The sequence below is a fragment of the Alistipes sp. D31t1_170403_E11 genome, from assembly GCF_015553985.1.
Classification (GTDB): domain Bacteria; phylum Bacteroidota; class Bacteroidia; order Bacteroidales; family Rikenellaceae; genus Alistipes; species Alistipes montrealensis.
Genome location: NZ_JADNHQ010000010.1, coordinates 22,056 through 48,462, shown reverse-complemented (window position 1 = coordinate 48,462; position 26,407 = coordinate 22,056). Strand labels below are relative to the sequence as shown.

The window sequence follows — 26,407 nt, the reverse complement described above, 5'->3', positions numbered from 1 at the left end:
TGTACTATGAGTACGACACCGCAAACAAAAATAAACCAACTATTACAGTCCCTCCCACCCGGAGCAGTCTATTTGTCGTCATGGATGAAACTCAAAAACATCTCCAACGACTTACAGCACCGTTACATAAAATCCGCTTGGCTGACCCCCATAGGTACAGGTGCAATGATCCGCACGGGCGATACGCCGACATTATACGGAGCCATATACAGCCTCAATACACAGGCTGACAAACATCTGACAATCGGAGCCATGTCGGCACTGGAAATACACGGATATTCGCACTACCTCCCGATGGGCAGGCCAACCGTTTCGCTGTCTGCGCCACAAAAGGAGTATTTACCGCTTTGGTTCAGAAAATACGACTGGGGTGTGACGCTCCGGCTATTTACCACCGAAATATTCAATTCCGATACCGGAATCACCACCACCCGACAAGGGGTTTTCGAGTTGCCGATCTCTACCCCGGAACGGGCGTTCATGGAGTGTCTGCATCTCACTCCGCAATATTACGACATTACCGACCTCTATTATGTGATGGAAATGCTGTCGATACTCCCGCCGAAGAATGTACAACGCCTGTTGGAGGAGTGCCGTTCCGTCAAAGTGAAACGGCTGTTCCTCTTTATGGCCGAAAAGGCCCGTCATACGTGGTTCGAGACCCTCGACCTCGACAAGATAGACCTCGGCAGCGGCAAGCGGGTAATCGCCAAAGGAGGTGTTTACGATAAGAAGTACCAAATCACTATTCCGGCAGAACTGAAAAAATGATTAACCAAGAGTACAAAGAGCGCGTGCGGCTGTTGCTCCGCATTATCCCGATTATTTCGACGGAAGAATGTTTTGCCGTTCACGGCGGCACGGCAATCAATCTGTTCGTGCAAAATCTGCCGCGATATTCGGTAGACATCGACCTGACCTATATTCCCGTCGAGCCGCGGGAAGCAAGCCTCGCCCAGATCAAAGAACGGCTGAAAGCGATAAAGGCAAAGATCGAGGCTGCAATACCGGGCATTGCAATACGCGAAGTTCCCAACAAATTGATCTGCACCCATAACGGGCATTTCGTCAAAGTAGAGGTAAACGACGTGAAGCGCGGCATTATCGCACCGCCCATCGAATTGCCCTTATGCGACCTCGCCCAAGAAGATTTCGGCGTATTCTGCAGAGCCCGCATCGTTCCGCTGTCACAACTCTACGGTGGCAAGATCACGGCGGCACTCGACCGCCAGCACCCGCGCGACCTGTTCGATGTAAGTCTGATGCTCGATTATATCAAAGACTTTGACCAGATCAAGCGCGGTTTCATCTTCTGCCTGCTGGGAAGCGACCGCCCGATCTTGGAGTCCCTTAATCCTAATTTCAACGACCAGCGCGACGCCCTGACCAACCAATTTGAGGGCATGTCCTCAACGCCGTTCACCTACGAGCAGTACGAAGCGACCCGCCGCCGACTGGTCGAGTATATCAACGACCATCTGACACCGACCGACAAAGCATTTTTACTCGGATTCGAGGACGGGACGCCGGATTGGGACGCATCGGAATACCAAGATTTCCAGCATTATCCGTCGGTTCAATGGAAGCTACTCAATATTAGAAAGCTGAAAAGGAAAAATCCACAAAAGCATGAGGACGGCATAATCAAGTTGCAAAATTATTTTGGATTCTAATGTACGAAGACATAGTAGATTACGATGACTTTTCAGAAAGAGTAGGTTCTGAAAACGACATCCTTGACCTAATTTACAATGAAATTTGGAAGAGAACATATTGCCCTAAATGCGAAAGATTCAACACCCACAGCAGAAGCAAATACGCTTCAAAAAATATTCTTTGTCATCATTGCAGTATACAATGGTCTATCCTGCAAGAGACAATATTTTTCAAGACACGCATCGATTTAGTTAAATGGAGCTATGTCATCTATGCAATATCGTTTTACCCCCGAAAAGTATCTGTTAAATGGCTCATGACCGAATTGAAAATCAACTCCTATAACACAGTCTGGCATATGGCAAACAAAGTTAAAACTGTTGCCAACCATAGCCCAAAAGACAAATGTATTTTCAGAGAATTAGAAAAAATATTTCGTCGGCATAGATTTATATAACAGGATATAAAATTCATATAACAGGATAAATTATATAAACGACACAAAAACCGCATAAAAAAAGCAAAAAAACTTCAGCCAATAGTATCTTTTCCTACATTACATCTTATAATCAATACAATATGACTGGGAACACCAGTCATATTTTTTGTCTAATCCATAAAAAAACGATATAAAATCTTCAAAATAAAAATACACAAAATATTGACAATCAATATTTATAAGGAATATTTATAATAAAATCAAAATACTGTCAAAATATCCATTCGTATTAGGAGTGCATAACTTAATTTTTTAAGATTATGCATACTAATTCTTTCTCAAAATTCGGGGATGATTTCCCCATCGCGGGACTCTCGGTAAAGCAATTTATCGAACTCTGCGTGAGCCTCGGCTTCGGCAATCGCCCCAACTCTTATCCTAATAAGCCGGAATCACCTCCACCAGAAATTATGGGCATCAATGATGTGATTAAACTTACAGGCTATTCAAAGGCCACGATCTACAAGTTCACACATCAACGACTCATCCCATTTCATAGACCCGCCCACGGGGGACGGCGCTTGGTGTTCATCCGACAGGAAATCGAAGACTGGATGAAAGAGAATTCAATCCCCACCGTCGGGCAATACTGTAAAGAACAATTAAAAAAACTTAATAATTAAAAAATTTATGAAAACAGAATTTAACCCTTTGGAAGCACTGGCCGACATTTCTGAAGACGAACTGAATGAATTTATCGAACTACAGGAGGAAGCTCCCAAGAAGCGCCGGAGACAAAAACCCCGAGAATCCTTTGTGTGTTTCATCTCATTTTACGAATCTATTAAATTAATGCCGGAACGGCTCCATTTAAGAGCATTCAGAGTATTGATGGATTATGCATTCTATCAGAAGGAACCGCCTACAAAGACACCAACACGTATTATGCAATCTTTCGTCAGTTGGCGGAAGCAGGTGGATGTGAACTCGCAAAAATATGATAGAAAAGTCGAGAGTAATTGGGGCGGGAAAGATGATGACGAGAAAGCGGATAATGACGGGACTTAAAACATCCCGTCTTATTTCTCAGAGCAATAACCGGACTAGAAACATACAAGAAACAGGCAACAAGTCAATACGCAAAACACTGAATAACAAAATCATATCCACAACCATCGGATAAAATGATAATTTCAAACGCAATGAACCAAAACAATAAACTCACACTCTCAAGGACAAACACCGTTGTTAGGATTCCAGAAGACATTGTTGGGCCTCAAGTTTCGCTCTTTGCAAACGTAGTTAGCACAACCCCTGTCGCAACGGTCGATTTATGGACATTTTTATTAACGACCTCCTACCAAAATATAGTAGACGAATATCGAGGCACTAAAGATCCGGACATACGCGCCAAAATCAAGAAATTCGAGATACCGTGCGTAACCGTTGCCGGTGTATTCGACACACGCGCCAAAAAGAGGCTTCAACATCTTCATAGCGGCTATATCTGCATCGATATTGATGGGAAACAAAACCCCCGTGTAAAAGGGCGATGGAACTTGGTCAAAAATATGTTGAAAGAAAGAATCAGCAGTTTATGCTATGCTGGGCTATCTGTTGGAGGCGATGGATTATGCTGCATCTTTCGAATAGCTTATCCTGAACGCCATAAAGCTCACTTTTATGCTCTCGTGGACGAAATACAAGAACGGACGCCACTAATCGTCGATGAAAGTGGCAGCGATGTCGTAAGGCTGCGTGTGGCCAGCTATGACCCTCACCCCTATTTCAACCCTGATGCTCCTCCGTACTTGTATTACAAGCCGAACAAATACAGTGCGCCGCGCAGGGTGAAGAAGGCTCGAAACGCCGAAATGGATGTAGTCACAAAACAACGGGCATATTCACTGATAAAAATAATTCAGAAAAAACAGATTGATATCACTGTTGGACGTGCCGTTTGGAAATCCATCGGACAAGCTCTCGCCAGTGAATTTGGGCCCGAAGAAGGGTTACGACTTTTCCACTTGGTAAGTAAATGGCATCCCGATTACGATCATACTGAATGCGATGAAATGTTTGACTGGTGTATCAAAAATCACGATGATGTGGATATAGCTACTTTCTTTTATCATTGTCAAAGGTATAATATAACTTTCAAATAACCCCATCGTGCCGCGAGTGAAGCCGGAGCCCTTCAAGGCTCCAGCTTTTTTATTATATCTGCATCCCTGCGTAGATAATACCCGAAAGCATGTTTGGCGAAATTTGCACAACAAGGCCCCGATGGGTGTCGTCAATTACGAAATATTTTTTACCTTTGTCTTGTCGCGCAAGCGGCGTATATTGGTGAAAGTGTTTCGATTTAACCTCGAATAGGAATCTGGAAAATTCAATTTGCTGAGGGTAAACGACGGCACTCATCACTTGTATTGGTATGCGAGATTAATCCCCATACTATACAGGTGTGGGGTCTTGTGTCAGTTTATTTCAGCAAAGGTATTCCAGAACCTCTATTCGAATAAAACGGGCAGCTCCACACTTTCTTTTTGTAATCATGCCAAGTCGGGGCTGGGTGGCGCAAACACTTACCGTCATGGAGAAAATTACAGCCTACTCGATTCTCAAAGAATTAGGTAACGATGCGTTGTACAAGTACATTTACGAGAACATCGCCGAACCCACCTTTGACTCGCACCGGGTCACCAATCCTTTTCCGCAAGATTTCAAAGACTATTACGAACGTATGTTGATCGCACATGCGGACGAAGGCGACATCCGGAATCGTAATGTAATCATCGCAAACCGTATAGGCATCTATCTCGGTCACAACAGCAGGGATTTGCAGATTGAAAAGATCGGAGAAGTTACGTCTACAAACATGAACGGAGAAGAAACCCCGACTTCGCTTTGGAGAAAAACAACCATGTAACACTACCTTTACTATCTAATAATAAAACTATGGAAGAATTTTACTCACCTGTATGGCAGGAATACCTCGGTGGAGTGAGCGGCATTGTATTTACAATCATCATCATTCTTTTATTCGTTTTCACGTTTCGATACTTGCGTAAAAAGCCTATTTCGCCCACTGCTCCGTCCCAAGTTCCGCAGGCACCGGATGAATTGCCGACAGTCGAAACCTCACAACCAGAACCGCTATTGATTCATTGCCCGGCCTGCGGGACGGAAATATCCCGTTACGCCCCGTCGTGCCTAAAATGCGGGCATCCAATCTGCCCGACCACGAATCCGAGAACCACATCACCGACAGATCATAACCAGACGATCATCATTCAGCAGCCCGTTCGTCAATCTAACGGGACAGGAACCGCCGGATTCGTTTTATCTCTTATCGCCCTGATTCTATCATGGTTCCCGGGAGTAGGCTGGGTGGTTTGGTTTCTGGGATTCATACTGTCTTTCATCGGCATATTCAAAAGCCCGCGAGGCTTAGCGATTACGGGCTTTATCATTTCAATAATCGACCTGATTATTTTAGTTGCACTGGTCGGAACCCTTGCCGGTATAGCCTCAATTTTATTGTAATATATAAAAAAATTAACTATATGCAAAGAATCACAAACAATATTTCAGCAAATTTAACATCAACCCAAGCGACAGAAAAAGCAATGTATAACATGGGTAAATTAGGATTTATACTATCTCTTTTTTCAATTCTTGGAAGTGGTGTCATATCGCCAGCATCCCTTATTATTTCCTGCATTGGAGCAACTTATCGTCAAACGAAACTAACAACGGCAGGAATAATTATTTCATCAGTCATGTTGTTACTATTCTTAATCGGCTCTTGTTTTGTCTATTATTACCTCTCTCATGAAGAATATTAATAGCACCTTTAGTGTATGCCGCAGCGTTCTTACGTTCAACTTATAATCTTTTCCCATGAATACAACTATTAGCTCAGACAATAATGAACAGACTCAAATACAAAATAATCGCATTGGAACAGCCGGACTTGTATTAGTCCTTATGTCGTTCATATTATTTTCTTTCGAAGGGTACATCATAAATTCATTAAACGATAAGAGTCTGTTTTTCACACTTATTTTACCAGTCTTAATAGGGAATTTATGGTTATTGGGACTAATATTTTCTATTATAGGCCTCCGCATTAACCCCAAGGGCAGAGCAATAGCAGGATTAATCATCTCTCTATTGCCGATTCTATTTGCTGCAATAAGTACTATGAGTCCCCAAATATCAACACCTATCCATTTTGAAAACGAATTAAAAGAACGCAAAGCACAGGTCATCGAACGCATCAAGGATGTCCGCACCGCTCAGCGTGCGTTCAGAGCCGAATATCAGCGTTATGCCGAAGATTTCGACGAATTGGAGAGATTTCTTCATGCAAATCCAACCGAATTAAGATGCGACATCGAGCAACTCCGTTACATTCCCAATTCCGACAACGAGTTTATCTTGGAAACCGGATTTACCAAGACATCCTCTAATCGTACCGGCCCTTTCATAGAAGTTCGTGCCCCCTACAAACTCTTCCTCGATACGATTAAATACCGGCAGGAAATAATCAATCTAATTGATGAAGAAGTAAATGTTTTCGACCGTTATCCCGGCATCAAATTCGGCTCGACAGATGAAGCCGATAATGATATTGGTAATTGGGAATAAAATTAATTTCTCGTATATAATTCCGGTCGAGGATAAAGCACATAGTTATAAGTTGTTATCCACATCCTTTCTGAGTCTTTATCCCGACCGTTCTTAGTTGTCCCGACCTGCCGCAACCCGGCAGGTCGCTTTGTTAAATCCCGACAGAAGATACTGCGATGCGATTACGGCTCATGTAGCCGGAAACTCGATAAAATTCATTAACCGCCTGTTTCAAGCCTGTGTATAGGGCTTAAATAAGCAAGCCGCAACGGCGATCTACCAGTACATATCGGCAGAAACGACCTGCGTATTCACAGCCGGAATGTATTACCCAAAAACAAAATCACATGAAAAACAAAGAAGAAATCAGACACTATCTTAACATCCAATTCAGCCCATCGGAAGACGATATGGTGCAAATCGTCCGGAACGATTTCGACCGTATTTTGAATAGCGCGGCATCTTGTGCCCTAATTACGGTCGAGGGTGCAATGCCCGTCTTGGCAGAACAACTCCGCACCGAATTGGAAGCCCTGCACATCGAAGCCGACCTCGACGTGGTTGTAAAAGTAAGCTATCATCCCGCATCGGAGATTAGTTTCGACGACCTATGCAGCCTTTTAACCGTCATCCACGAATTTGCCCCGCAGGTTAATATCGTCTGGGGCTGCGGCACGGATGCAAAACTGGCGGAAACCGACTATTCAATACTGTTGCTGATCGGGACATCGGCAGAGTAAATTTGCAAAACCTGCCAATATGTTTTGGCAGGTCGCTTTGTTAAATTCCGATAGAAGATACTGCAACGCGGTTACAGTCCATATAGCCATGCCCCCGATAAAATTCATTATCCGCCTGTTCGGAGCGACTGTATAGGCCCAAACACAGCAACTACCCAACAACCAAATACTTAACGACTGAGACTAAAATTTTCGGATGGCGATCATTTATGTACCACTTGTGTACCACCGCCACTTTTCTGGCTATACATCACAAAAGAAAAATCCTTGATATTCGATTAAATATCAAGGATTTTCCATCAGTCGGGGTGACTGGATTCGAACCAGCGACCACACGCCCCCCAGACGTGTACTCTAACCGGACTGAGCTACGCCCCGATTCCTGCCGCGGAGGATTTCCCTTCGCTTTGGGACTGCAAATATAGTATATTTTTCAAAAACAAACACATTTCCGCAGGATTTTTTTCTATTTTTGCGGAAATGAAACGATTTTCACATTTTTTACTCTCCGCTGCCGCGTGCCTCGCAATAGCCTGCGGAGGCCCCTCGGGACACGCCCTGAGCGACTTTACGACCGAAGTCTATACCCCGTTCTATGCATCGGGATTCGACATCCGCGGAACCGACAAGGACGCCTCGACGCTCGTCACGGTCCACAATCCATGGCAGGGAGGCAGCAATGTAGAGCAACACCTGCTGATCCTGCGCGACGGCGCAAAAGTCCCCGCGAACTTCGACGGACAGGCCGTAAAAGCCCCCGTTCGCCACGTGGTCTGCATGTCGTCGAGCCATGTGGCGATGTTCGACGCCATCGGACAGGTGAAACGCATCTCCGGTGTTTCGGGCATCGACTACATCTCGAATCCCTACGTTCAGGAACACCGTCTCTGCGGCGAAGTCCGCGACGTGGGCTACGATACGAACCTCAATTTCGAACTGCTTGCCGCCATGCGCCCCGACATCCTGCTGCTCTACGGCGTAACGGGTGAAAATACGGTCGTCACAGGCAAACTCCGCGAACTGAATATTCCTTATATATATATCGGCGACTATGTGGAGGAATCCCCGCTGGGCAAGGCCGAATGGCTGGTCCTTGCCGCCGAGCTCTGCGACCTGCGTGCCGCCGGCGCCGACACCCTGCAACGCATCGCCCGCGACTACCATGCCCTGAAGGCGCAGCCTGCACCCGAAGCGCCCCGTCCGAAGGTAATGCTGAACACCCCCTACCGCGATACCTGGTTCCTGCCCCCGACCCACAGCTACATGATCCGCCTCGTCGAGGATGCCGGCGGGGAATACGTCTATACAAAGAACGATTCGAATGCGTCGGTGGCGGTCGACCTGGAGGAAGCCTACCTGCTGGCCAACGCAGCGGATTTCTGGCTCAACGTCGGTCCCTGCAACACACTGGCGGAACTGACGGCCCAAAACCCGAAATTCGCCAATATCCCGGTTGTACGCGACCGTAAGGTCTACAACAACAACCGCCGCCAAACGCCTTCCGGAGGCTCCGACTTCTGGGAATCGGGCGTCGTGCGCCCCGACCTCGTGCTGCGCGACCTGCGGACAATCCTCTCCGGCGGTAGCGATGCGACCTACTATTACAAACGCCTCGAATAACATGAAAGCCGTCATCGCAATCCTCCTTTCGCTTTTCGCCCTTCAGGCCGCGGCTCAGCCCAAGGAATCCGACACGTGGTTCCACTATTATTCCGACGGGCGGGCTGTCGCCAAGCGCGACTCGCTTTACGGATTCATCGACCGCAATGGCGTGGAAGTCATACCGTGCCAGTACCAGAAAGCCTACAACTTCAACGACGGCATCGCCATGGTCCGCCACAATTTCGAGGTCTTCGCCATCGACACCCTGGGCAACCGCCTCGACCGGAAGGTCCGAATCCCCAAATTCCGGGGCCAGGAGTTCGAGGGCTTCGTCTATTGGGTCTGGCGCCGCTTCCCGTTCACATCGAGCGACGAATACGCGCAATTGCGCAACCAAACGGCCAACGTCGTCATCACCATCGGCAAGGACGGCCGCATCACAGACTGCGAAAAGGCCGACGACAGTCCGGAATCCATTTTCTGGAAAGTTCATGAAATCGTCATGGATTCACCCGCATGGACGCCGGGGGAGGTGGACGGCAAGCCGGTTGAAATCCGTTACCTGCTGCCGATCGAATTCGGCCATTTCCGTCCGCTGAAATGCCGTCCGATCGACGCCGAGGGCCGGTATATGGGCGGCAACCTCGTTTACCCGCTCTTCCGGAACGGCTACGCCTACAATTTCTACGGCTGGTTTTTCGGCAACCTCCGGTTCCGGAACTCAAACGAATACCAGCGCGCCGCATCGGGCCGTGTCCGGGCCGCATTCACCGTCGACACGAAGGGCTCGGTGCGCGACATCGAAATCCTCAGCTTCCACAACGAGGTCTGCCGGAAGAAAACCGTAGAATTGCTCAAGAAATCGCCCCGGTGGATACCGGGAACCGTCGACGGCCAACCCGTAGCCGTCCGCTATGAACTGACGTTCAATTTCAGATTCCGCTAAATGAAAACCCGCAGGACCGCCATCCTCTTCACCGCACTCAGCCTGCTCACTGCGGCGCTCTTCATCGCCGACCTCGCCGTAGGGTCCGTCGCCGTACCGCCGGGCGATGTCTGGGCGGCTCTCACGGGCGGCGCCTGCGATCCTACCACCAGCGACATCATCCTTAAAATCCGCCTGCTGAAAGCCGTCACCGCACTCTTCGCCGGCGCGGCTCTTGCCGCCAGCGGTCTGGAAATGCAAACCCTTTTCCGCAACCCGCTGGCCGGGCCCTACGTATTGGGCGTCAGTTCGGGCGCCGGACTCGGCGTCGCGCTGTTCCTGCTGGGTGCACCCCTGCTGGGCGTCGCAGGACACTCGTTCATCCAGTCGCTGGGCGTCGCCGGAGCGGCATGGCTGGGCTCGGCCCTCGTGCTGGCCGTCGTCATGGCCGTCAGCCGCCGCATCAAGGACATCATGGTCATCCTGATCCTCGGCATGATGTTCGGCTCGGGCATCAGTTCAGTGGTCGAAATTCTCCAATACCTGTCGAGCGAAGCCGCGCTCAAATCGTTCGTCATCTGGACCATGGGGTCGCTCGGCGACGTTACGGGCAGCCAGCTTGCACTGCTGCTTCCCGTCGTCACGGCAGGCCTCGTACTGGCCGTCGCCGTCATCAAGCCCCTCAACCTTTTATTGCTGGGCGAGAACTACGCCCGCACGATGGGCCTCAACGTCCAACGCACACGCACGCTGATTTTTCTTTCGACCGTCCTGCTCGCCGGTACGGTCACTGCCTTCTGCGGTCCGGTAGGCTTTATCGGACTGGCCGTGCCGCACCTCGCACGCATGCTTTTCGCCTCGGCCGACCACCGCATCCTGATGCCGGGATCGATGCTCGCGGGCGCCGCCCTGCTGCTGGTCTGCGACCTCGTCGCCAAGAGCCTCGCCCTGCCGATCAACACCATCACGGCCCTGATGGGCATTCCGGTCGTCATCTTCGTCGTCGTCCGCAACCGCAATATTTTCTGAGCATGAGCATCACCCTGCGCCATATCACACTCTCCTACGGCAGCCGCACGCTGCTCGAAAACGTCACGGCCTCCTTCGAACAGGGCTCGCTGACCGCACTGATCGGCCGTAACGGCACAGGTAAAAGCACCCTGCTGCGGGCCGTCGCCGGACTGGGCGAAACCGCCGCCGGCGAGGTGGAACTCTGCGGCCGCCCGTTAGCCGCGCTTGCGCCGTTGCAGCGGGCCACGACCGTGGGATTCGTCACCACCGACAAGGTCCGCATCGCCAACCTGGCGTGCGAGGATGTCGTGGCGCTGGGACGCGCCCCCTATACCAACTGGATCGGACGCATGCAGGAGACCGACCGCGCCGTCGTCGAACGGTCGCTGCGCCTGGTAGGGATGTCCGACTTCGCCCGCAAGACGATGGACCGCATGTCCGACGGCGAGTGCCAGCGGGTGATGATCGCCCGCGTGCTGGCGCAGGACACCCCCGTCATCCTGCTCGACGAACCCACCGCCTTTCTCGACCTCCCCAACCGCTACTCCCTGGCGATGCTGCTCCGGCAGTTGGCCCACGACGAGCAGAAGTGCATCCTCTTTTCGACGCACGACCTCGACGTGGCGCTCTCGCTCTGCGACTCGGTGGCACTGATCGACACCCCGGCGTTGCACCACCTCCCGGCCGACGAAATGGCCCGCAGCGGATTGATCGAACGGCTCTTCTCCGAATCGAACGTCACGTTCGACGCCGCAACCCGGCACATCCGCATCTCGCATGACTGAGCCGATACAGGCCGCCCGTATCCCGCACTCCTTACCGAACGGCTGGCAAACAGCCGTTTATGCCCAGCCGATCTGCATGGCCGCAACGAAATACAGCAATGAATTCCGGCAGGCGCAGACAGGATTTTTTTCGTTCGGACTCTTTTTTCTCATTTTTTTTTGCACAAGTCACTTTTTTGCTTACCTTTGCACCGCTAAAGTAACCCCATTCGGGGTATGCGATAGTGGTAAGGGCCCATTCGTCTATCGGTTAGGACGCAAGATTTTCATTCTTGAAAGAGGAGTTCGACTCTCCTATGGGCTACAAACGAAGGGGCCGGAAAGGCAGCGGCAACGGGAAGGCACACATAGCCCCCGAAACATCGGAAATCGCCGGCAACGACCCCTACGGGTGAAAAACTTTTCGAGGAGCGGACCTGCGGGTCTATCCGAAGGCGGCCAAGGCCGTTTCAAGCCAAGCAACTGAAAAAAGTAAAAATAAAAATTAACGAATTATGGCAAACCATAAGTCATCGAAAAAGAGAATTCGTCAGACCCTGACGAAGCGTGCTCACAACCGTCTGTTCCACAAGACGGCCCGCAACGCCGTGAAGGCTCTGCGCACGACTACCGAGAAGAGCGCCGCCGAAGCACTTCTTCCGAAGGTAACCGCTATGCTCGACAAACTGGCCAAGCACAACATCGTGCACAAGAACAAGGCCGGCAACCTGAAGAGCTCGCTGCAACTGCACGTGAACGCGCTTTAGCCGCTGACCGAAAAAAAGTAAGCGCCGAACCTCTTGAAGGTTCGGCGCTTACTTTTTTTACCGGCCGCAGGAATCGGGTGCAAACGTTCCGCCCTTGCAAGATACGACAGCCAACCGGACCGGCAACGACCCTCAGGATCGTCCGCCCCGCCGAAGGAGAATCGGCTCTCCCCTGCCGCGACCGCCTATTTCAATCCGTCGATCACCGTAGCGATGCGATCGAAAACCTCGTCCATCGTCCCTGTGCCGTTGACCGAGGCGTATTTCCCCTGCGCAGCGTAGTAATCCGACACGATGGCCGTCTGCGCACGATACACGTCCAGACGCCCGCGAATCACCTCTTCCGAAGCGTCGTCGGCACGGCCCGAATCCTTGCCGCGCAGCAGGATGCGGCGAATCAGTTCCTCCTCGGGAACGTGAATGTCGACCATTACATCGACCTGCAGGCCATGTTTGGCCAGGATTTTGTCGAACTCCTCCGCCTGTACCGTGGTGCGGGGGAAACCGTCGAAAATACAGCCGGCGGCATTCATGTGCTCGGTGACATAATGCTCGATCATGCCGATTACGATCTCGTCGGGAGCCAGCCGGCCCGACTTGATGTAGGCCTCCATGCTCTGTCCCAGTTCCGTACCCCGGCGAATCTCGTCGCGGATCACCTCGCCCGTGGAAACGTGATCGATTCCGTAGTGTTCCTTTAAGCGCTGAGCCTGCGTGCCTTTGCCGCAACCCGGAGCGCCGAATAAGACGATATTTACCATAACTAACCCTTTTTGTAATTGGACCGGGCAAAATTACGTTATTTTTTGGGGAAACAAGAGTATTTCCTTAATTTTGTAAAAAATTTTAGATTCATGGATCAGAAAAAACGCACCGAGATCGCTTCGCTCGGACAATTCGGACTCATTGACCTGCTGACCAGCGAGTTCTCCCCGAAAAACGCTTCGACGCTCAAAGGCGTCGGGGACGACGCCGCCGTGATCGCCCCGGCGCGCGGCGAAGCGGTGCTCTGCACGACCGATTCGTTCTACGAAGGCGTCGACTTCGACCTCACCTATTTCCCGCTCAAACACCTGGGCTACAAGGTTGTGACCGCCGGCGTAAGCGACATCCTGGCCATGAACGCCCTCCCGGCACAGATCACCGTATCGCTCGGCGTCTCCTCGAAACTGCCCGTCGAAGCCCTCCGCGACCTCTACGAAGGGATCGCCTTCGCCTGCAAGGAGCAGCAGATCGACCTCGTAGGCGGCGACACGCGCGCTTCGCTGACCGGTCTGGTCATCACCGTCACGACGCTGGGCCACGCCAAAAAAGACGCGGTCGCCTACCGCAGCGGCGCGCAGCAGAACGACCTCATCTGCATCACGGGCAACCTCGGCGCAGCCTACATGGGCCTGCACCTGCTGGAACGCGAGAAACGCGTGCTGGCAGGCCTGAAAAACCCCGAACCGCAGTTCAAAGGCTACGAATACCTGCTTGAAAAATACCTCAAACCGCGCCCCCGCACCGACATCGTCCGGGCGCTGGCCGAGGAAAAAATCCGCCCCACGTCGATGATCGACCTTACGGACGGACTCGCGAGCGACCTGATGCAAATCTGCAAATCGTCCGCCTGCGGCGCGCGCATCTACCTCGAACGCATACCGATCGCCAAACAGACCTCGGCGCTGGCCGAAGAGATGCACGCCGACCCGGTCGTCGCGGCGCTGAACGGAGGCGAGGACTACGAACTGCTGTTCACCGTGCCGCTCGCCATGCAGGAACAGATCATGCGGCTGGGACTGGTGGACGTTATCGGCCACATCACCCCCCAGTCCACCGGCGCCTACCTCATCACGCCCGACGGCGCAGAGATAAAACTCAAGGCCCAGGGATTCCCGGAGTCCGTTTAAAAAGCGGGATTCATGCGCCCGGCCGTTATGCCTCCCGGGTAGTCATTCTCGATAAATCGCCGAAAATGAGAAATTTTTGATCCCTAATTTTTCATTTTTAATTTTAATGCGTATCTTTGCGGTCCCTTTGGGGATTTAATTAACTAATTAAAAGCATTATGAACAATTACGAAACCGTTTTCATTGTCACGCCGGTTCTGTCCGATGCACAGGTACAGGAGGTTGCTGACAAATTCCAGGGTGTTATCACCGAGAACGGCGGTCAGATCGTGAACAAGGAGTCGTGGGGCCTTCGCAAGCTCGCTTATCCTATTCAGAAGAAGACCACCGGTTTCTACTTCCTGGTAGAGTTCACGGGCGAAGGCCCGATCATCAACACGCTCGAGACGCAGTACCGCCGCGACGAGCGCGTGATTCGTTTCTTAACTTTCAAGCAGGACAAATACGCCGTAGAATACTCGGAGAAGCGTCGTGCTAAACTTTCTAACAAGCAGGAGGAGTAAACCATGGCACAGGACAACAAAGCACAGTCGGAAATCCGTTACCTGAATCCCGTATCGGTAGACGTTAAGAAGAAAAAGTACTGCCGTTTCAAGAAACTCGGCATCAAGTACGTAGACTATAAGGACGGAGAGTTCCTCAAGAAGTTCCTCAACGAGCAGGGCAAGATCCTTCCCCGCCGCCTGACGGGTACTTCGCAGAAGTTCCAGAAGAAGGTCGCTCAGGCCGTGAAGCGTGCGCGCCACCTGGCCATCCTGCCCTTCGTAACCGATTGCATGAAATAATTAAAAGGAGGACAAGACCATGGAAGTAATTCTGATCAAAGATATCGAAAACCTGGGCTACGCCAACGACATCGTCAACGTGAAGCCCGGCTACGCCAACAACTACCTGATCCCCCAGGGCTACGCCAAGTCGGCTACCGCCTCTGCCAAGAAGATTCTCGCCGAGAACCTGAAGCAGCGTGCTCACAAGGACGCCAAGATCCTGGCCGACGCTCAGGCACTGGCCGAGACCATCGCCAACCTGCCGCTGTCGCTGGCCGTGAAGGCCGAAGAGGGTAAACTCTTCGGTACGGTTACCGCTACGGACCTTGCCGAGGCGCTCGCCGCCAAGGGCATCACCGTAGACCGCAAGCAGATCAGCGTCGAAGCTATCAAGACCGTCGGCGAGTTCGAAGCTACGGCCCGCCTGCACAAGGACGTGAAGGCTACGATCAAGTTCTCGGTTTCCGCTGCCGAGTAACGCGAAGATACACCTATTACGAAAAGAGCTTCCCCAAAAGGGAGGCTCTTTTCAGTTGATGGCGATACGCTCCGAAGCCCTGTATGTCCACCCCGACCGAGGACTGGACCGGTAGTCGCCGACCGCAATTAATGCGGACTCGCCGCAGGCGGATCGACCTGCCGGGGCTTCACCAGATAAGACCGGAGCACCAACCCCACCCCCGCGAAGATCACCAACGCAAAAATCACCGTATCGGCATGCAGCTTATCCAGTCCCATCGCGACGGAAATAGCGATCGCCAGCACGGGCTGCAAATAGGTGTAAATACTCGACACGGTGGGCTGCACGGTCTTGAGTGCATAATTGAGCATCAGGTTCGGAACATAGGTCGGAACCATCAGCACGAAAAGCGCCGGGAACAGGGCGTGATGGGCAATGGCCGTGAAATCGGTGTGTACGATCGGTCCGATACCGAACGGCAGCGCCATGACGGCCGCCGCACAGTAAACCCATCGCAGGACCGTCGTAATGCGGTATTTGGCAATCAGCCGCTTGAACCACACCATATAGACGGAAGTAGCGCAGGCACACAGGAAAATCATCACATTGCCCCAGAGGTGCGAATGGGCGTGGCTCGACGAAGCCCCTGCGAGCACCACCGCCACAGCCCCCGCCATGCCGAGCACAAGGCCTGTGATTTTGAGTTTCGTGAAGCGGTCCATCCCCAGCAGCACCGAGAGCACCAGCACCAGCAACGGCACGATGGTGTCGATAATCGAACCGTCGATCGGCGAGGTCATCGACAATCCGAACATGATGAAAACCTTGCGCAGCACGCCGATCAGCAGCGCAGCGCCGATCAGTTTGCGAATATCTCCGCGCTCGACCTTCTCGGCTTTCTGCCACAGCAGCGGCACGAGCGAAAAGAGCGCCGTAACGATCAGCGACGCCGAAACCAGCGCCATCGGGTGCAGGTAGCGGGGCAGGACGATGTTGTAAAAAGGGTAATCCATCGCCCAAAGGATATTGCACACCAACAGGGCCAGGTGGGGTTTCAGTTTGTTCATCCGTTTCGTCGTTTACCCCGCAGAAAAACAAAAACAATGCCCGAATCCCAACCCGTTCCGCCGCAGAAAAAAAGGCCTTCCCCGCAGGGAAAGCCCGATGTATAACAAAACCCGTCTGCTATCGCCGCTCCGGTATCCGGAACGTGGACGGAGAAGCCCCCGGAACCGCCTTGCCCCGGTAAAAGACCGTCCATGCGTCTTTTCCATATCCCCATCCGAGGTTTTCGAACGAGGACGAAGCGGCGCCCGTCACCTCACGCCCCTCGAAAACCACTTTCCACGGGTCCTTGCCGTAGCCGCCCCCGAGGTTTTCGAACGACGAAGCGGAAACGCCCTCCACCTTCCGGTCCCGATACCAGACCGTCCAACTGTCCTTGCTGTATCCGCCGCCCAGGGCCTCCTCCGACACCGTGCGGTCACGCTGTTCCTCCCCGCACAAGTAGATATGCCAGGCATCTTTGCCATACCCCCTGCCGAGGCTCTCGAACGACATTGCCGAAGCTCCTTTCACCTCGCAGCCTTCGTAGAACACCTTCCAACTATCCTTGCCGTAACCGCCGCCGAGACTCTGAAACGAGGAGGCCGCAGCCCCTTCGATCTTGCGTCCCCGGTAATAGACCGCCCAGCTGTCCCTGGAGTATCCGTCGCCGAGAGCTTCCAGCGAAGGACTGTTCAGTCCCGACTGTTTCCGGCCCTGGAAAAAGGAGTTCCACGCATCTTTGGCATAGCCCCGGCCGACGTATTCGAACGACGAAGCCGAGGCGTCTTTCATCTCCCGCCCCTCGTAAAACACCTTCCAACTGTCTTTGCCGTAACCGCCGCCCAGATCGGTGAATGAGGAGGCCGCGGCCCCTTCCACCTTCCGGCCCCGGTAAAAGACCGTCCAACTGTCTTTCGAATATCCGCCGCGCCGTTCTTCGTGCCGGGGCTGCACAGCCCGGGTCTCGGCAGCACATGCGCGTCCGTTCCACAACAGACCGCCCGAAAGGACGACCAACACGGCTAACAGGTATAAAATCGGTTTTTTCATGCGATTTCGGTTTGCTTTATTATCTAACCTCAAATATACCGGGTTATTGTCCGCGGAGCAAGGAATCCCCGGTAAATTTTACGACGAAACCGCAAAATAACGCCGCTCCGCCCCATAAATCAAGTGCACGGACTCTTCCCGGGTGCAAATCTCCGCCATTTCGGCCCGCGCCCAAACAGGGTTCCGCTCTTGGCCGGCCCGGAACGCAAACAGCCTCAACGGCCCCACACTTCACAGTCCGCCCCCTGCGCTCCGTCAGACGGCCCGACCGACCGCACGGCCCGAACACCTCCGCTTCGGACCGTCCCGCCGCCCGGAACCGACAGCCGCCGCCCCTCCCGCTCCGCACAAAAAAAACGCCCGCGCAGGTCTCTGCGCGGGCGTCCGGTTATCGGATACGGAAATTACTCCTCATCCTCTTTCTTGGCAGCCTTCTTGGCCGACTTAGCCTCGGCAGCCTCCATGGCGCTCTTCAGGGCAGCCAGGCCGGCGATGTCGCCGAGCGTCGTCTTCTCGACCGAAGCGTTGATCTTCTTCACGGTTGACTTCGTAGCATCGGCAGCAGCGCGCTTCTCAGCCTTTTCGGCAGCGACTTCGGCACGCTTGGCCTCCTCGTACGTACGCAGGTGCGAAAGGGTGATACGCTTGGTAGCCTTCGAGAACTCAAGCACCTTGAAGTCGAGCTTGTCGCCCACCTTCGGGGTCGTGCCGTCCTCTTTTGCGAGCTGGCGTGCGGGGCAGAAGCCTTCGATGTTCTCGCCCAGGGCAACCACGGCGCCCTTGTCGGTCATCTCGGTAATCGTACCCTCGTGGATGCTGTCCACTGCATACTGGTTCTCGAACTCGTTCCAGGGGTTCTCCTCCAGCTGCTTGTGACCCAGGCTCAGGCGGCGGTTCTCCTTGTCGATCTCCAGAACCACGACCTCGATATCAGCGCCTACCGACGTGAATTCGCCGGGATGCTTCACCTTCTTGGTCCAGCTCAGGTCCGAAATGTGGATCAGGCCGTCGATGCCCTCCTCGATCTCGACGAATACGCCGAAGTTCGTGAAGTTACGCACCTTCGCCGTGGTCTTCGTGCCTACGGGATACTTGGTTTCGATATTCTCCCAGGGATCGGGGGTAAGCTGTTTGATGCCGAGCGACATCTTGCGCTCTTCGCGGTCGAGGGTCAGGATAACGGCCTCGACTTCGTCGCCGACCTTCATGAACTCCTGAGCCGAACGCAGGTGCTGGCTCCACGACATCTCCGACACGTGGATCAGACCTTCCACACCGGGAGCGATCTCTACGAATGCACCGTAATCGGCCATAACGACCACACGGCCCTTGACTTTGTCTCCAACCTTGAGGTTCTGGTCAAGCGCCTCCCACGGATGAGCCGTAAGCTGCTTCAGACCCAGCGCGATGCGCTTCTTGGCCTCGTCAAAGTCGAGGATCACGACGTTGATCTTCTGATCGAGCGCCACGATCTCCTCGGGGTGGTTTACACGGCCCCACGAAAGGTCCGTGATATGAATCAGGCCGTCTACGCCGCCCAGGTCGACGAATACGCCGTACGAGGTGATGTTCTTGACGGTTCCTTCGAGGATCTGACCCTTCTCCAGCTTGGACATGATGACCTGCTTCTGGGCTTCGAGTTCAGCCTCGATGAGTGCTTTGTGCGAAACGACCACGTTGCGGAACTCCTGGTTGATCTTGACAACCTTGAACTCCATGGTCTTGTCTACGTATACGTCGTAGTCGCGGATGGGTTTCACGTCGATCTGCGAACCGGGCAGGAACGCCTCGATGCCGAATACGTCGACGATCATACCGCCCTTCGTGCGGCACTTGATGTAACCCTTGATAATTTCGTCTTTCTCCAGCGCCTCGTTGACACGATCCCAGCTCTTGAGCTGACGGGCTTTCTTGTGCGAGAGGGCCAGCTGGCCGTTCTTGTCCTCGACCGACTCCACGTAGACTTCGATCTTGTCGCCTACCTTCAGGTCGGGATTGTAGCGGAACTCCGAGATGGTGATGATACCCTCGCTCTTATAGCCTACATTGACGATAATTTCGCGCTTGTTGATACCCGTTACGGTTCCCTCGACCACTTCGCCGACGTTGACGTTCGAAAGCGTCTTGTCGTAAGCCTCGGTGATCTGGCCTTTGTCCTGGTCGTAAACACTCAGGTCGTTCTCAAAAGCATTCCAGTCGAAATTTTCGTTTGCGACTACATTCTTTACTTCTTCCATTGTGGAAATTTTGTGCGATTCAATCGCTCGTTAATTGGTTAATATTGAATATCATACCCCACGACCGGCACGTCGTGCGCGTACGCGAGGGCTACAAAGGTAACGCTTTTCAGCGAAAATACAAAATATCAGCGTTTTATTTGCGGCGTCCTGTTCCAACAGCAAAAGCCCCTGCCGAAGCAGGGGCCTTGGAATGAATCGGATCGACGATCGCGGCACGATGCCGCAGACTCCGGAAATAGCCGGAATCGCGGCTATTTCCTGCGCACCTCCTGCCTCGGCCTGTTGTCCGGGGTCAGCGGGCTGTCGTCGTGCAACTCTTCGAGCAGCACGCCGGCCACCGTTATGCCGGTGAACTTCCCGTCGGAGTAATTCAGGTCCTTGTAATTCTTGTAGACATAGTCGCTCACGGCCACCTCGTAGACTTTGCCTTCGCGCAGCTTCGGGAACCGCACGTCGAGGGCGTTGTCCTCAGCGTCGGTCACGATGACATAGGGCGTCGTCGAGATCAGGTCGATGCGGTGCGCCTCCTTGCGGTTCTCCGTGTCGTTGTACTTCGAAACGATCATCCGCCGCATGTCGGCCGGAGTCATCCGCATCAGGGCGATCTCCGTCCCGAACGGCTCCAGGTCGTAAACCTTCGCCGTACTCACGCCGCCCGCCGGAATCGAATCGAGGCGCACCCCGCCGATATGGTAAAACCCGACATCGGCGTCGGTCTCGTCAGCCACCGACCCGGCCATCCAATTGGCGAGGCCCCACTTGTCGATCGTCTCGGAGAATGCCCCCACGGGCTTGTTCAGTTCCGGTTCGGCATAGTAGCGGTCCACTTCGGCCTGATACGACGCGTCGGGCGCATAATCGGCCAGCGGCACGAGGCGGTAATCGACGCTCTCTATCTTTTTGCCGCGGAGCCTGACCACCGTCACACCCACGTTCTGCAAATTCTTCCCGGTCTGCGTCAGCAGCGTGCCGTTCACCCGTTTGTTGATCTGCTCGTGGGTATGTCCGCCGATCACCAGGTCGAACTGCGTCTCCTTGCCGAGCAGTTCCTCGTCACGGTCGTCGCCCATGTGCGACACGAGCACCAGCACGTCGACCTCGGGCCGCAGTTCGGCTGCATATTTCATCGCCATCGCCTGCGGATCGGGAAACTCCAGCCCCGCGAAACTCGAAGCGTTGCCCGCGGGATGCCCCGGACCTTCGTAGTTAGTCACCACGCCGACGAATCCGATGCGGATGCCGTCCTCGTCCAGCACCGTATAAGGCGGCAACTGCGGGAACGTGCAGGTGTCGCTCACCACGTTGGCACACACCACCTCGAAATCCATGCTGTCGATCATGCGCCCCAGGAAAGCCTGCCCGTGGTCAAACTCGTGGTTCCCGAGCGTCGCCACATCGAAGCCCAGCCGGTTCATCAGTGCGATCACCGGCATCCCGGGCGTCGGCGCCATATCCACATAGGCATTTCCGGTCCAGCGGTCCCCGGCGTCGACCAGCACCACCAGCTGCGCCGTATCGCGGCACGCCTCGACAGCGGCAGCCAGGCGGGGGAAGTTCTGAATCTTCGCGTGCATGTCGTTCGTCGACAGCACCACGAGCGTCCGCTCCCGGGGAGCACAAGCCACGGCGACCGCCGCGAAGAGGATCAGGAGCCCACGAAACATTCTTTTCATATTAGTCGGCATTATTTTTCAACTTGGATTATAATTTGTCAAAAGTACAAATAATTCCTATCTTTACGAATCAAACATTGTAAAAATTTCCCGATGAACGATCTGATAAAAGTCGTCTGCGAGAACCTCTGCGGAGAGCTCGAAGTCCCGATGGGAACCCCGCTGCTGGAGGTTGCCGAACGCCTGACGCCCGGCCTGCATCCTTTCCTCGCGGCCTTCGTCAACAACCGCATCAAAGAGTTGAGTTACAAAATATATGCCCCCGTGACGATCCGGTTCGTCGACATCACCTCGTTCGCCGGCATCCGCGTCTACCAGCGCACCGCATGGTTCCTGCTGCAAAAGGCCGTCAAGGACCTCTACCCCGGGCAGACGCTCCACATCCGCCATTCGATGGGCCAGAGCGGCTTCTACTGCGAGATCGACGGCATCGACGAATTCACCCCCGACGACGCCGCGAAACTCCACAGCCGCATGCGGGAACTCGCCGTACGCGACCTGCCCATCACGCGGACGCGCATGCTCACCACCGAGGTCCGCGCCCGCTACGCCGAGGAGGGCCTCACCGACAAAATCGCCCTGCTGGACTCCCGCCCGCGGCTTTACAGCCAACTCTATACGCTCGACGACACGGTGGGTTATTTCTATGGCTCGCTGGCCCCCTCGACGGGCTACGTCACGCTGTTCGACATCGAGCCCTACTACAACGGCTTCTACCTGGCCCTGCCCCTGCGCACAGACCCCGACGCTCTCCACAAGAACGTCCACCAGGAGAAGATGTTCGGCATTTTCCAGGAGTACCAGTCATGGGTCCGGATCATGGGCGTCCCCACCATCGGCGATGTCAATTCGAAGGTGCTCGCGGGCGACGGCGGCGCTTTGATCAAGCTCGCCGAGGCATTCCACGAACGCAAGTTCGCCTGGGTGGCCGACACCATCTACGAAGCCAACCTCACGCGCGGCACACGCATGGTGCTGATCTCGGGCCCCTCGTCGAGCGGCAAGACCACCTCGGCCAAACGGCTGGGCATCCAGTTGGGCGTGCTGGGGCTGAATCCCGTGCTGATCTCGCTCGACGACTACTTCGTCGACCGCGAAAAGACCCCGAAGGACGCCAACGGCGACTACGACTACGAAGCGCTCGAAGCCATCGACCTCGCCCTGTTCAACGACCACCTCGGCCGCCTGATCCGGGGCGAGAGCGTCGACATCCCGCGCTACGACTTTATCACGGGCCGCCGCACCTGGCACAACACGCCGCTGACGCTCGACGAACGCTCGATCCTCATCATCGAAGGCATCCACGGACTGAATCCGCGCCTCACGCCCTCGATCCCCGACGCGCAGAAGTTCCGCATCTACATCTCGTGCTTCACGTCCGTGGCGATGGACAACCTCTCGCGCATCGCCACCACCGACAACCGCCTGCTCCGCCGCCTCACGCGCGACTACCGCCAGCGCGGAGCCGACGCCCTCTCCACGCTCTCGCGCTGGGCCTCGGTGCGCCGCGGCGAGGAGAAGCACATCTTTCCCTACCAGGAGAATGCCGACGTGATGCTCAACTCGTCGCTGCTGTACGAGATTTCGGTGCTGCGTCCCTTCGCCGAAAAAATCCTCCGCGAAGTCCCCGACACGGTTCCCGAATACGATGAAGCGCGGCGCATGCTCAAGTTCCTCGACAACTTCACACCCATCCCGCCCGACGAAATCCCGCCCACTTCGATCCTGCGCGAGTTCATCGGCGGCAGCAGTTTTCAATATTAAGCCCGGAATATTTTGCGCGTCCGCGCCAATTATTTACCTTTGTATGCTCGTGTTTCCGAGAGACTGCTACTATTAAATTCATCATATGTTCGACAAGTTTTCCGAACGCCACATCGGCGTCTGCAACGAAAAAGACCTCAAAGCCATGCTCGATGTGATCGGCGTAAAATCGACCGACGAACTCATCGCGCAGGTCATTCCCCAGTCCATCCGGCTCAAAAAGCCGCTCGCACTGCCCGAGGGGATGAGCGAATACGAATTCGCGGCGCACATCCGCGACCTGGCCGACCGCAACCAGCCCTACCGCTCGTTCATCGGCATGGGCTACTACCCTTCGGCCGTCCCGGCCGTCGTCGTGCGCAACGTCTTCGAGAATCCCGCATGGTACACCTCCTATACGCCTTACCAGGCCGAAATTTCACAGGGCCGCCTCGAAGCGCTGCTGAACTTCCAGACCGCCGTGATCTCGCTCACGGGCATGGAGATCGGCAACTGCTCGCTGCTCGACGAGGGAACCGCCGCCGCCGAGGCGATGGCGATGATGTTCTCGCTGCGCTCGCGCGAGGCCGTCAAGGAGGGCCGCAACCAGCTCTTCGTCGACCGCAACATCTTCCCGCAGACGCTCGACCTGCTGCTCACGCGCAGCGAACCGTTCGGTATCGAACTCATCATCGATGAATACGACCAGTACGAATTTACAGGCAGGGAGTTCGGCGCGATCGTGCAATACCCCGCCGCCGACGGCTCCGTGCGCGACTACTCGGATTTCACGGCCGCGGCGCATGCCAAGGACGCCCTGGTGACCGTCGCCGCCGACCTGCTGTCGCTGGCCCTCATGAAAGCCCCCGGCGAATGGGGCGCCGACATCGCCGTCGGTTCGGCACAGCGCCTCGGAAATCCAATGGGCTTCGGAGGTCCCGCCGCCGGTTACCTGACCACGCGCGAGGCGTTCAAACGCAACATGCCGGGCCGCATCATCGGCGTCTCGGTCGACCGGCTGGGCAACCGGGCCCTGCGCATGGCGCTCCAGATGCGCGAACAGCACATCAAACGCGAAAAAGCCACCTCGAACATCTGTACCGCCTCGGCCCTGATGGCCTCCATGACGGGCTTCTACTGTGTCTACAACGGCCCCGAAGGGCTGAAGCGCGCCGCCGAAACCGCCCACCTGGCCGCCGCCACCGTTGCCCGTGCGTTGGAGGCGATGGATTATAAATTAACATCGAAGGAGTTCTTCGACACGCTCGAAGTCGAAGCCGAAGCCGCCGTCGTACAATCGCTGGCGCTCGAAAACGGCATCAACTTCTACTATCCCTCCGAAGGCCGCGTGCGCATGTCGTTCGACGAGGTGACCACTCCTGCGGAGATCGAAGCCGTAGCTGGCATTTTCGCCGCAGCCAAAGGCAAGAAAGCCAAGGCGGTAAAGGCCGTCACCGAAAGCAACGTTCCAACTGCCCTGCGCCGTAAGTCACCCTACCTGCAGGAGCCTGTTTTCAGCGCCTACCGCTCCGAAAGCGCCCTGATGCGCTACATCAAGAAACTCGAACTGAGGGACATATCGCTGGCCAACTCAATGATCTCTTTAGGTTCGTGCACCATGAAGCTCAACGCCGCGGCGCTCATGCAGCCGTTGTCGCTGGCCGGCTTCCAGAACATACATCCCTTCGCCCCGGCCGACCAGGCCAAGGGCTATATGGACCTGATCGCCGGGCTGGAACAGGACTTGGCGACGATCACCGGCTTCGCGGCCTGCTCGCTCCAGCCCAATTCGGGCGCGGCGGGCGAATATGCCGGATTGATGGTGATCCGCGCCTACCACCAGAGCCGCGGACAGGGCTACCGCAACGTAGTGCTGATCCCGGCGTCGGCCCACGGCACGAACCCCGCATCGGCAGCCATGGCGGGCATGAAGATCGTCACCGTAGCGTGCGACACCAACGGCAACATCGACGTGGAGGACCTCGAAGCCAAGGCCAAAGAGTACTCCTCGGAGTTGTGCGGCCTGATGGTCACCTACCCCTCGACGCACGGCGTATTCGAGAGCCGCATCCGCGAGATCGTGGACGCCGTTCACGACGCGGGCGGACAGGTCTACATGGACGGCGCCAACATGAACGCACAGGTGGGCCTCACGAACCCCGGCTATATCGGGGCCGATGTCTGCCACCTGAACCTCCACAAGACCTTCGCCATGCCCCACGGCGGCGGCGGCCCGGGCGTAGGCCCGATCTGCGTCGCAGAGCACCTGAGGGCGTTCCTGCCGTCGCATCCGGTCGTAGCCACAGGCGGCGACGAGGGAATCACAGCCGTCGCTTCGGCCCCGTGGGGTTCGGCGCTGCTCTTCCCGATCACCTACGGCTATATCAAGATGCTGGGAGCCGAAGGGCTGCGTAAAGCGACCGAGATGGCCATCGTCAACGCCAACTACATGTCGGCGGCGCTGGCCCCGGAATACCGCACCTACTATTCGGGCGAAACGGGCCGCGTAGGCCACGAGATGATCCTCGACCTGACCTCTTTCAAAAAGGATTACAACATCGACTGCGGCGACATCGCCCACCGGCTGATGGACTACGGATTCCACGCCCCGACGCTCTCGTTCCCCGTACACGAGACGCTGATGGTCGAGCCGACGGAATCGGAGCCCAAGGAGGAGATGGACCGTTTCATCGAGGCATTGATAAGCATCAAGCGCGAATGCGAGGCGGCCGCCGGACAGCAAGACAACGTCGTGGCGAATGCGCCCCACACCGCCCGGGAACTGGCCGGGAACTGGGAACACCCCTATTCGCGCGAACAGGCGGCCTTCCCGCTCCCGTGGGTCGGCGAGGCGAAGTTCTTCCCCTACGTTTCGAAAATCGACGCGGGCTACGGCGATCGCAACCTCTGCTGCCGCAACTGCGAGTAGACCCGGATTTCCGACCGACAAAAAAACGGATGAGCGAAAACTCATCCGTTTTTTATTTTTCACC

General features: G+C 54.8%; 26 protein-coding genes and 2 tRNA genes. 22 read left to right on the top strand and 6 right to left on the bottom strand.

Features of this window, described 5'->3' with window-relative positions:
* Positions 1-6 precede the first annotated feature (6 nt).
* The 10 genes from I2E69_RS14260 to I2E69_RS14215 all read left to right on the top strand — a co-directional run bounded on the left by I2E69_RS14260 (position 7) and on the right by I2E69_RS14215 (position 7,473).
* The gene (locus tag I2E69_RS14260; protein ID WP_229095548.1) at positions 7-771 is read left to right on the top strand and encodes a type IV toxin-antitoxin system AbiEi family antitoxin; all 765 of its coding nucleotides are present in this window, start codon (positions 7-9) and stop codon (positions 769-771) included.
* Positions 768-1,673 (top strand): nucleotidyl transferase AbiEii/AbiGii toxin family protein, encoded by a 906-nt coding sequence (locus I2E69_RS14255; RefSeq protein WP_195461892.1) that lies wholly within the window; start codon positions 768-770, stop codon positions 1,671-1,673. Before I2E69_RS14260 ends, I2E69_RS14255 begins: the two co-directional genes overlap by 4 nt.
* 742 nt (positions 1,674-2,415) lie before the next feature.
* Complete coding sequence (locus I2E69_RS14250) at positions 2,416-2,778, top strand: helix-turn-helix transcriptional regulator (protein WP_018694601.1); 363 nt, start codon at positions 2,416-2,418, stop codon at positions 2,776-2,778.
* Between the two features lie 7 nt (positions 2,779-2,785).
* Positions 2,786-3,163 (top strand): DUF6291 domain-containing protein, encoded by a 378-nt coding sequence (locus I2E69_RS14245; RefSeq protein ID WP_018694600.1) that lies wholly within the window; start codon positions 2,786-2,788, stop codon positions 3,161-3,163.
* 134 nt (positions 3,164-3,297) lie between these two features.
* Positions 3,298-4,260 carry a BT4734/BF3469 family protein gene (locus I2E69_RS14240; RefSeq protein WP_022332318.1) on the top strand — a complete coding sequence of 321 codons (963 nt, stop codon included), beginning with the start codon at positions 3,298-3,300 and terminating at the stop codon, positions 4,258-4,260.
* Between the two features lie 431 nt (positions 4,261-4,691).
* A complete protein-coding gene (locus I2E69_RS14235; protein WP_026318145.1) occupies positions 4,692-5,027 on the top strand; it encodes a hypothetical protein in 336 nt (111 codons plus the stop codon).
* A 29-nt stretch (positions 5,028-5,056) separates the two neighbouring features.
* A complete protein-coding gene (locus I2E69_RS15410) occupies positions 5,057-5,644 on the top strand; it encodes a hypothetical protein (RefSeq protein WP_309295492.1) in 588 nt (195 codons plus the stop codon).
* 20 nt (positions 5,645-5,664) lie between these two features.
* Positions 5,665-5,946: a hypothetical protein gene (locus I2E69_RS14225; protein WP_147619860.1), complete on the top strand. Its 282-nt coding sequence runs from the start codon at positions 5,665-5,667 to the stop codon at positions 5,944-5,946.
* A 55-nt stretch (positions 5,947-6,001) separates the two neighbouring features.
* The gene (locus I2E69_RS14220; protein WP_051087668.1) at positions 6,002-6,751 is read left to right on the top strand and encodes a hypothetical protein; all 750 of its coding nucleotides are present in this window, start codon (positions 6,002-6,004) and stop codon (positions 6,749-6,751) included.
* Positions 6,752-7,080: 329 nt separating this feature from the next.
* Positions 7,081-7,473 (top strand): hypothetical protein, encoded by a 393-nt coding sequence (locus tag I2E69_RS14215; protein WP_018694595.1) that lies wholly within the window; start codon positions 7,081-7,083, stop codon positions 7,471-7,473.
* A gap of 303 nt (positions 7,474-7,776) precedes the next feature.
* Here I2E69_RS14215 and I2E69_RS14210 read toward each other — a convergent pair.
* Positions 7,777-7,851: transfer RNA gene (locus I2E69_RS14210), tRNA-Pro, on the bottom strand.
* 102 nt (positions 7,852-7,953) lie between these two features.
* Here I2E69_RS14210 and I2E69_RS14205 point away from each other — a divergent pair.
* The 6 genes from I2E69_RS14205 to rpsT all read left to right on the top strand — a co-directional run bounded on the left by I2E69_RS14205 (position 7,954) and on the right by rpsT (position 12,542).
* Positions 7,954-9,093, top strand: a complete 1,140-nt coding sequence (locus I2E69_RS14205; protein ID WP_195461891.1) for an ABC transporter substrate-binding protein — start codon at positions 7,954-7,956, stop codon at positions 9,091-9,093.
* Between the two features lies 1 nt (position 9,094).
* Positions 9,095-10,021 (top strand): energy transducer TonB, encoded by a 927-nt coding sequence (locus tag I2E69_RS14200; RefSeq protein ID WP_195461890.1) that lies wholly within the window; start codon positions 9,095-9,097, stop codon positions 10,019-10,021.
* A complete protein-coding gene (locus tag I2E69_RS14195; RefSeq protein WP_195461889.1) occupies positions 10,022-11,029 on the top strand; it encodes an iron ABC transporter permease in 1,008 nt (335 codons plus the stop codon).
* A gap of 2 nt (positions 11,030-11,031) precedes the next feature.
* Positions 11,032-11,796: an ABC transporter ATP-binding protein gene (locus I2E69_RS14190; RefSeq protein WP_195461888.1), complete on the top strand. Its 765-nt coding sequence runs from the start codon at positions 11,032-11,034 to the stop codon at positions 11,794-11,796.
* 232 nt (positions 11,797-12,028) lie between these two features.
* Positions 12,029-12,100, top strand: a tRNA-Glu gene (locus I2E69_RS14185).
* A gap of 190 nt (positions 12,101-12,290) precedes the next feature.
* Positions 12,291-12,542 (top strand): 30S ribosomal protein S20, encoded by a 252-nt coding sequence (gene rpsT, locus I2E69_RS14180; protein WP_195461887.1) that lies wholly within the window; start codon positions 12,291-12,293, stop codon positions 12,540-12,542.
* A gap of 185 nt (positions 12,543-12,727) precedes the next feature.
* On the opposite strand, the gene I2E69_RS14175 is transcribed toward rpsT, so the two are convergent.
* The gene (locus I2E69_RS14175; protein ID WP_195461886.1) at positions 12,728-13,303 is read right to left on the bottom strand and encodes an adenylate kinase; all 576 of its coding nucleotides are present in this window, start codon (positions 13,301-13,303) and stop codon (positions 12,728-12,730) included.
* A gap of 93 nt (positions 13,304-13,396) precedes the next feature.
* Here I2E69_RS14175 and thiL point away from each other — a divergent pair, with 93 nt between their 5' ends.
* From thiL to rplI, 4 genes are all read left to right on the top strand, one after another.
* Positions 13,397-14,434, top strand: coding sequence for a thiamine-phosphate kinase (gene thiL, locus I2E69_RS14170; RefSeq protein ID WP_195461885.1), 1,038 nt, complete (start codon positions 13,397-13,399; stop codon positions 14,432-14,434).
* 158 nt (positions 14,435-14,592) lie between these two features.
* Positions 14,593-14,937, top strand: a complete 345-nt coding sequence (gene rpsF / locus I2E69_RS14165; protein ID WP_195461884.1) for a 30S ribosomal protein S6 — start codon at positions 14,593-14,595, stop codon at positions 14,935-14,937.
* Positions 14,938-14,940: 3 nt separating this feature from the next.
* The gene (gene rpsR / locus I2E69_RS14160) at positions 14,941-15,219 is read left to right on the top strand and encodes a 30S ribosomal protein S18 (RefSeq protein ID WP_010265192.1); all 279 of its coding nucleotides are present in this window, start codon (positions 14,941-14,943) and stop codon (positions 15,217-15,219) included.
* Positions 15,220-15,238: 19 nt separating this feature from the next.
* Positions 15,239-15,679, top strand: a complete 441-nt coding sequence (rplI, locus tag I2E69_RS14155; RefSeq protein ID WP_195461883.1) for a 50S ribosomal protein L9 — start codon at positions 15,239-15,241, stop codon at positions 15,677-15,679.
* A gap of 128 nt (positions 15,680-15,807) precedes the next feature.
* On the opposite strand, the gene I2E69_RS14150 is transcribed toward rplI, so the two are convergent.
* The 4 genes from I2E69_RS14150 to I2E69_RS14135 form a co-directional block, all read right to left on the bottom strand.
* Positions 15,808-16,728, bottom strand: coding sequence for a DMT family transporter (locus tag I2E69_RS14150; protein ID WP_195461882.1), 921 nt, complete (start codon positions 16,726-16,728; stop codon positions 15,808-15,810).
* A 118-nt stretch (positions 16,729-16,846) separates the two neighbouring features.
* Positions 16,847-17,758, bottom strand: a complete 912-nt coding sequence (locus I2E69_RS14145) for a DKNYY domain-containing protein (RefSeq protein WP_229095547.1) — start codon at positions 17,756-17,758, stop codon at positions 16,847-16,849.
* Between the two features lie 404 nt (positions 17,759-18,162).
* Positions 18,163-19,995, bottom strand: coding sequence for a 30S ribosomal protein S1 (gene rpsA, locus I2E69_RS14140; RefSeq protein WP_195461881.1), 1,833 nt, complete (start codon positions 19,993-19,995; stop codon positions 18,163-18,165).
* A 254-nt stretch (positions 19,996-20,249) separates the two neighbouring features.
* Positions 20,250-21,671: a bifunctional metallophosphatase/5'-nucleotidase gene (locus tag I2E69_RS14135; protein ID WP_195461880.1), complete on the bottom strand. Its 1,422-nt coding sequence runs from the start codon at positions 21,669-21,671 to the stop codon at positions 20,250-20,252.
* A gap of 93 nt (positions 21,672-21,764) precedes the next feature.
* Here I2E69_RS14135 and I2E69_RS14130 point away from each other — a divergent pair, with 93 nt between their 5' ends.
* On the top strand, positions 21,765-23,435 hold the full coding sequence (locus I2E69_RS14130) for a nucleoside kinase (protein WP_195461879.1): 1,671 nt from the start codon (positions 21,765-21,767) through the stop codon (positions 23,433-23,435).
* Between the two features lie 85 nt (positions 23,436-23,520).
* On the top strand, positions 23,521-26,343 hold the full coding sequence (gene gcvP, locus I2E69_RS14125; protein ID WP_195461878.1) for an aminomethyl-transferring glycine dehydrogenase: 2,823 nt from the start codon (positions 23,521-23,523) through the stop codon (positions 26,341-26,343).
* The last annotated feature ends 64 nt before the right edge of the window (positions 26,344-26,407 follow it).

Bases quoted from the DNA above. Each gene is read 5' to 3' on its own strand.
- I2E69_RS14260 (WP_229095548.1), top strand. From the start codon at position 7: ATGAGTACGACACCGCAAACAAAAATAAACCAACTATTACAGTCCCTC.
- I2E69_RS14255 (WP_195461892.1), top strand. From the start codon at position 768: ATGATTAACCAAGAGTACAAAGAGCGCGTGCGGCTGTTGCTCCGCATT.
- I2E69_RS14250 (WP_018694601.1), top strand. From the start codon at position 2,416: ATGCATACTAATTCTTTCTCAAAATTCGGGGATGATTTCCCCATCGCG.
- I2E69_RS14245 (WP_018694600.1), top strand. From the start codon at position 2,786: ATGAAAACAGAATTTAACCCTTTGGAAGCACTGGCCGACATTTCTGAA.
- I2E69_RS14240 (WP_022332318.1), top strand. From the start codon at position 3,298: ATGAACCAAAACAATAAACTCACACTCTCAAGGACAAACACCGTTGTT.
- I2E69_RS14235 (WP_026318145.1), top strand. From the start codon at position 4,692: ATGGAGAAAATTACAGCCTACTCGATTCTCAAAGAATTAGGTAACGAT.
- I2E69_RS15410 (WP_309295492.1), top strand. From the start codon at position 5,057: ATGGAAGAATTTTACTCACCTGTATGGCAGGAATACCTCGGTGGAGTG.
- I2E69_RS14225 (WP_147619860.1), top strand. From the start codon at position 5,665: ATGCAAAGAATCACAAACAATATTTCAGCAAATTTAACATCAACCCAA.
- I2E69_RS14220 (WP_051087668.1), top strand. From the start codon at position 6,002: ATGAATACAACTATTAGCTCAGACAATAATGAACAGACTCAAATACAA.
- I2E69_RS14215 (WP_018694595.1), top strand. From the start codon at position 7,081: ATGAAAAACAAAGAAGAAATCAGACACTATCTTAACATCCAATTCAGC.
- I2E69_RS14205 (WP_195461891.1), top strand. From the start codon at position 7,954: ATGAAACGATTTTCACATTTTTTACTCTCCGCTGCCGCGTGCCTCGCA.
- I2E69_RS14200 (WP_195461890.1), top strand. From the start codon at position 9,095: ATGAAAGCCGTCATCGCAATCCTCCTTTCGCTTTTCGCCCTTCAGGCC.
- I2E69_RS14195 (WP_195461889.1), top strand. From the start codon at position 10,022: ATGAAAACCCGCAGGACCGCCATCCTCTTCACCGCACTCAGCCTGCTC.
- I2E69_RS14190 (WP_195461888.1), top strand. From the start codon at position 11,032: ATGAGCATCACCCTGCGCCATATCACACTCTCCTACGGCAGCCGCACG.
- rpsT (WP_195461887.1), top strand. From the start codon at position 12,291: ATGGCAAACCATAAGTCATCGAAAAAGAGAATTCGTCAGACCCTGACG.
- I2E69_RS14175 (WP_195461886.1), bottom strand. From the start codon at position 13,303: ATGGTAAATATCGTCTTATTCGGCGCTCCGGGTTGCGGCAAAGGCACG.
- thiL (WP_195461885.1), top strand. From the start codon at position 13,397: ATGGATCAGAAAAAACGCACCGAGATCGCTTCGCTCGGACAATTCGGA.
- rpsF (WP_195461884.1), top strand. From the start codon at position 14,593: ATGAACAATTACGAAACCGTTTTCATTGTCACGCCGGTTCTGTCCGAT.
- rpsR (WP_010265192.1), top strand. From the start codon at position 14,941: ATGGCACAGGACAACAAAGCACAGTCGGAAATCCGTTACCTGAATCCC.
- rplI (WP_195461883.1), top strand. From the start codon at position 15,239: ATGGAAGTAATTCTGATCAAAGATATCGAAAACCTGGGCTACGCCAAC.
- I2E69_RS14150 (WP_195461882.1), bottom strand. From the start codon at position 16,728: ATGAACAAACTGAAACCCCACCTGGCCCTGTTGGTGTGCAATATCCTT.
- I2E69_RS14145 (WP_229095547.1), bottom strand. From the start codon at position 17,758: ATGAAAAAACCGATTTTATACCTGTTAGCCGTGTTGGTCGTCCTTTCG.
- rpsA (WP_195461881.1), bottom strand. From the start codon at position 19,995: ATGGAAGAAGTAAAGAATGTAGTCGCAAACGAAAATTTCGACTGGAAT.
- I2E69_RS14135 (WP_195461880.1), bottom strand. From the start codon at position 21,671: ATGAAAAGAATGTTTCGTGGGCTCCTGATCCTCTTCGCGGCGGTCGCC.
- I2E69_RS14130 (WP_195461879.1), top strand. From the start codon at position 21,765: ATGAACGATCTGATAAAAGTCGTCTGCGAGAACCTCTGCGGAGAGCTC.
- gcvP (WP_195461878.1), top strand. From the start codon at position 23,521: ATGTTCGACAAGTTTTCCGAACGCCACATCGGCGTCTGCAACGAAAAA.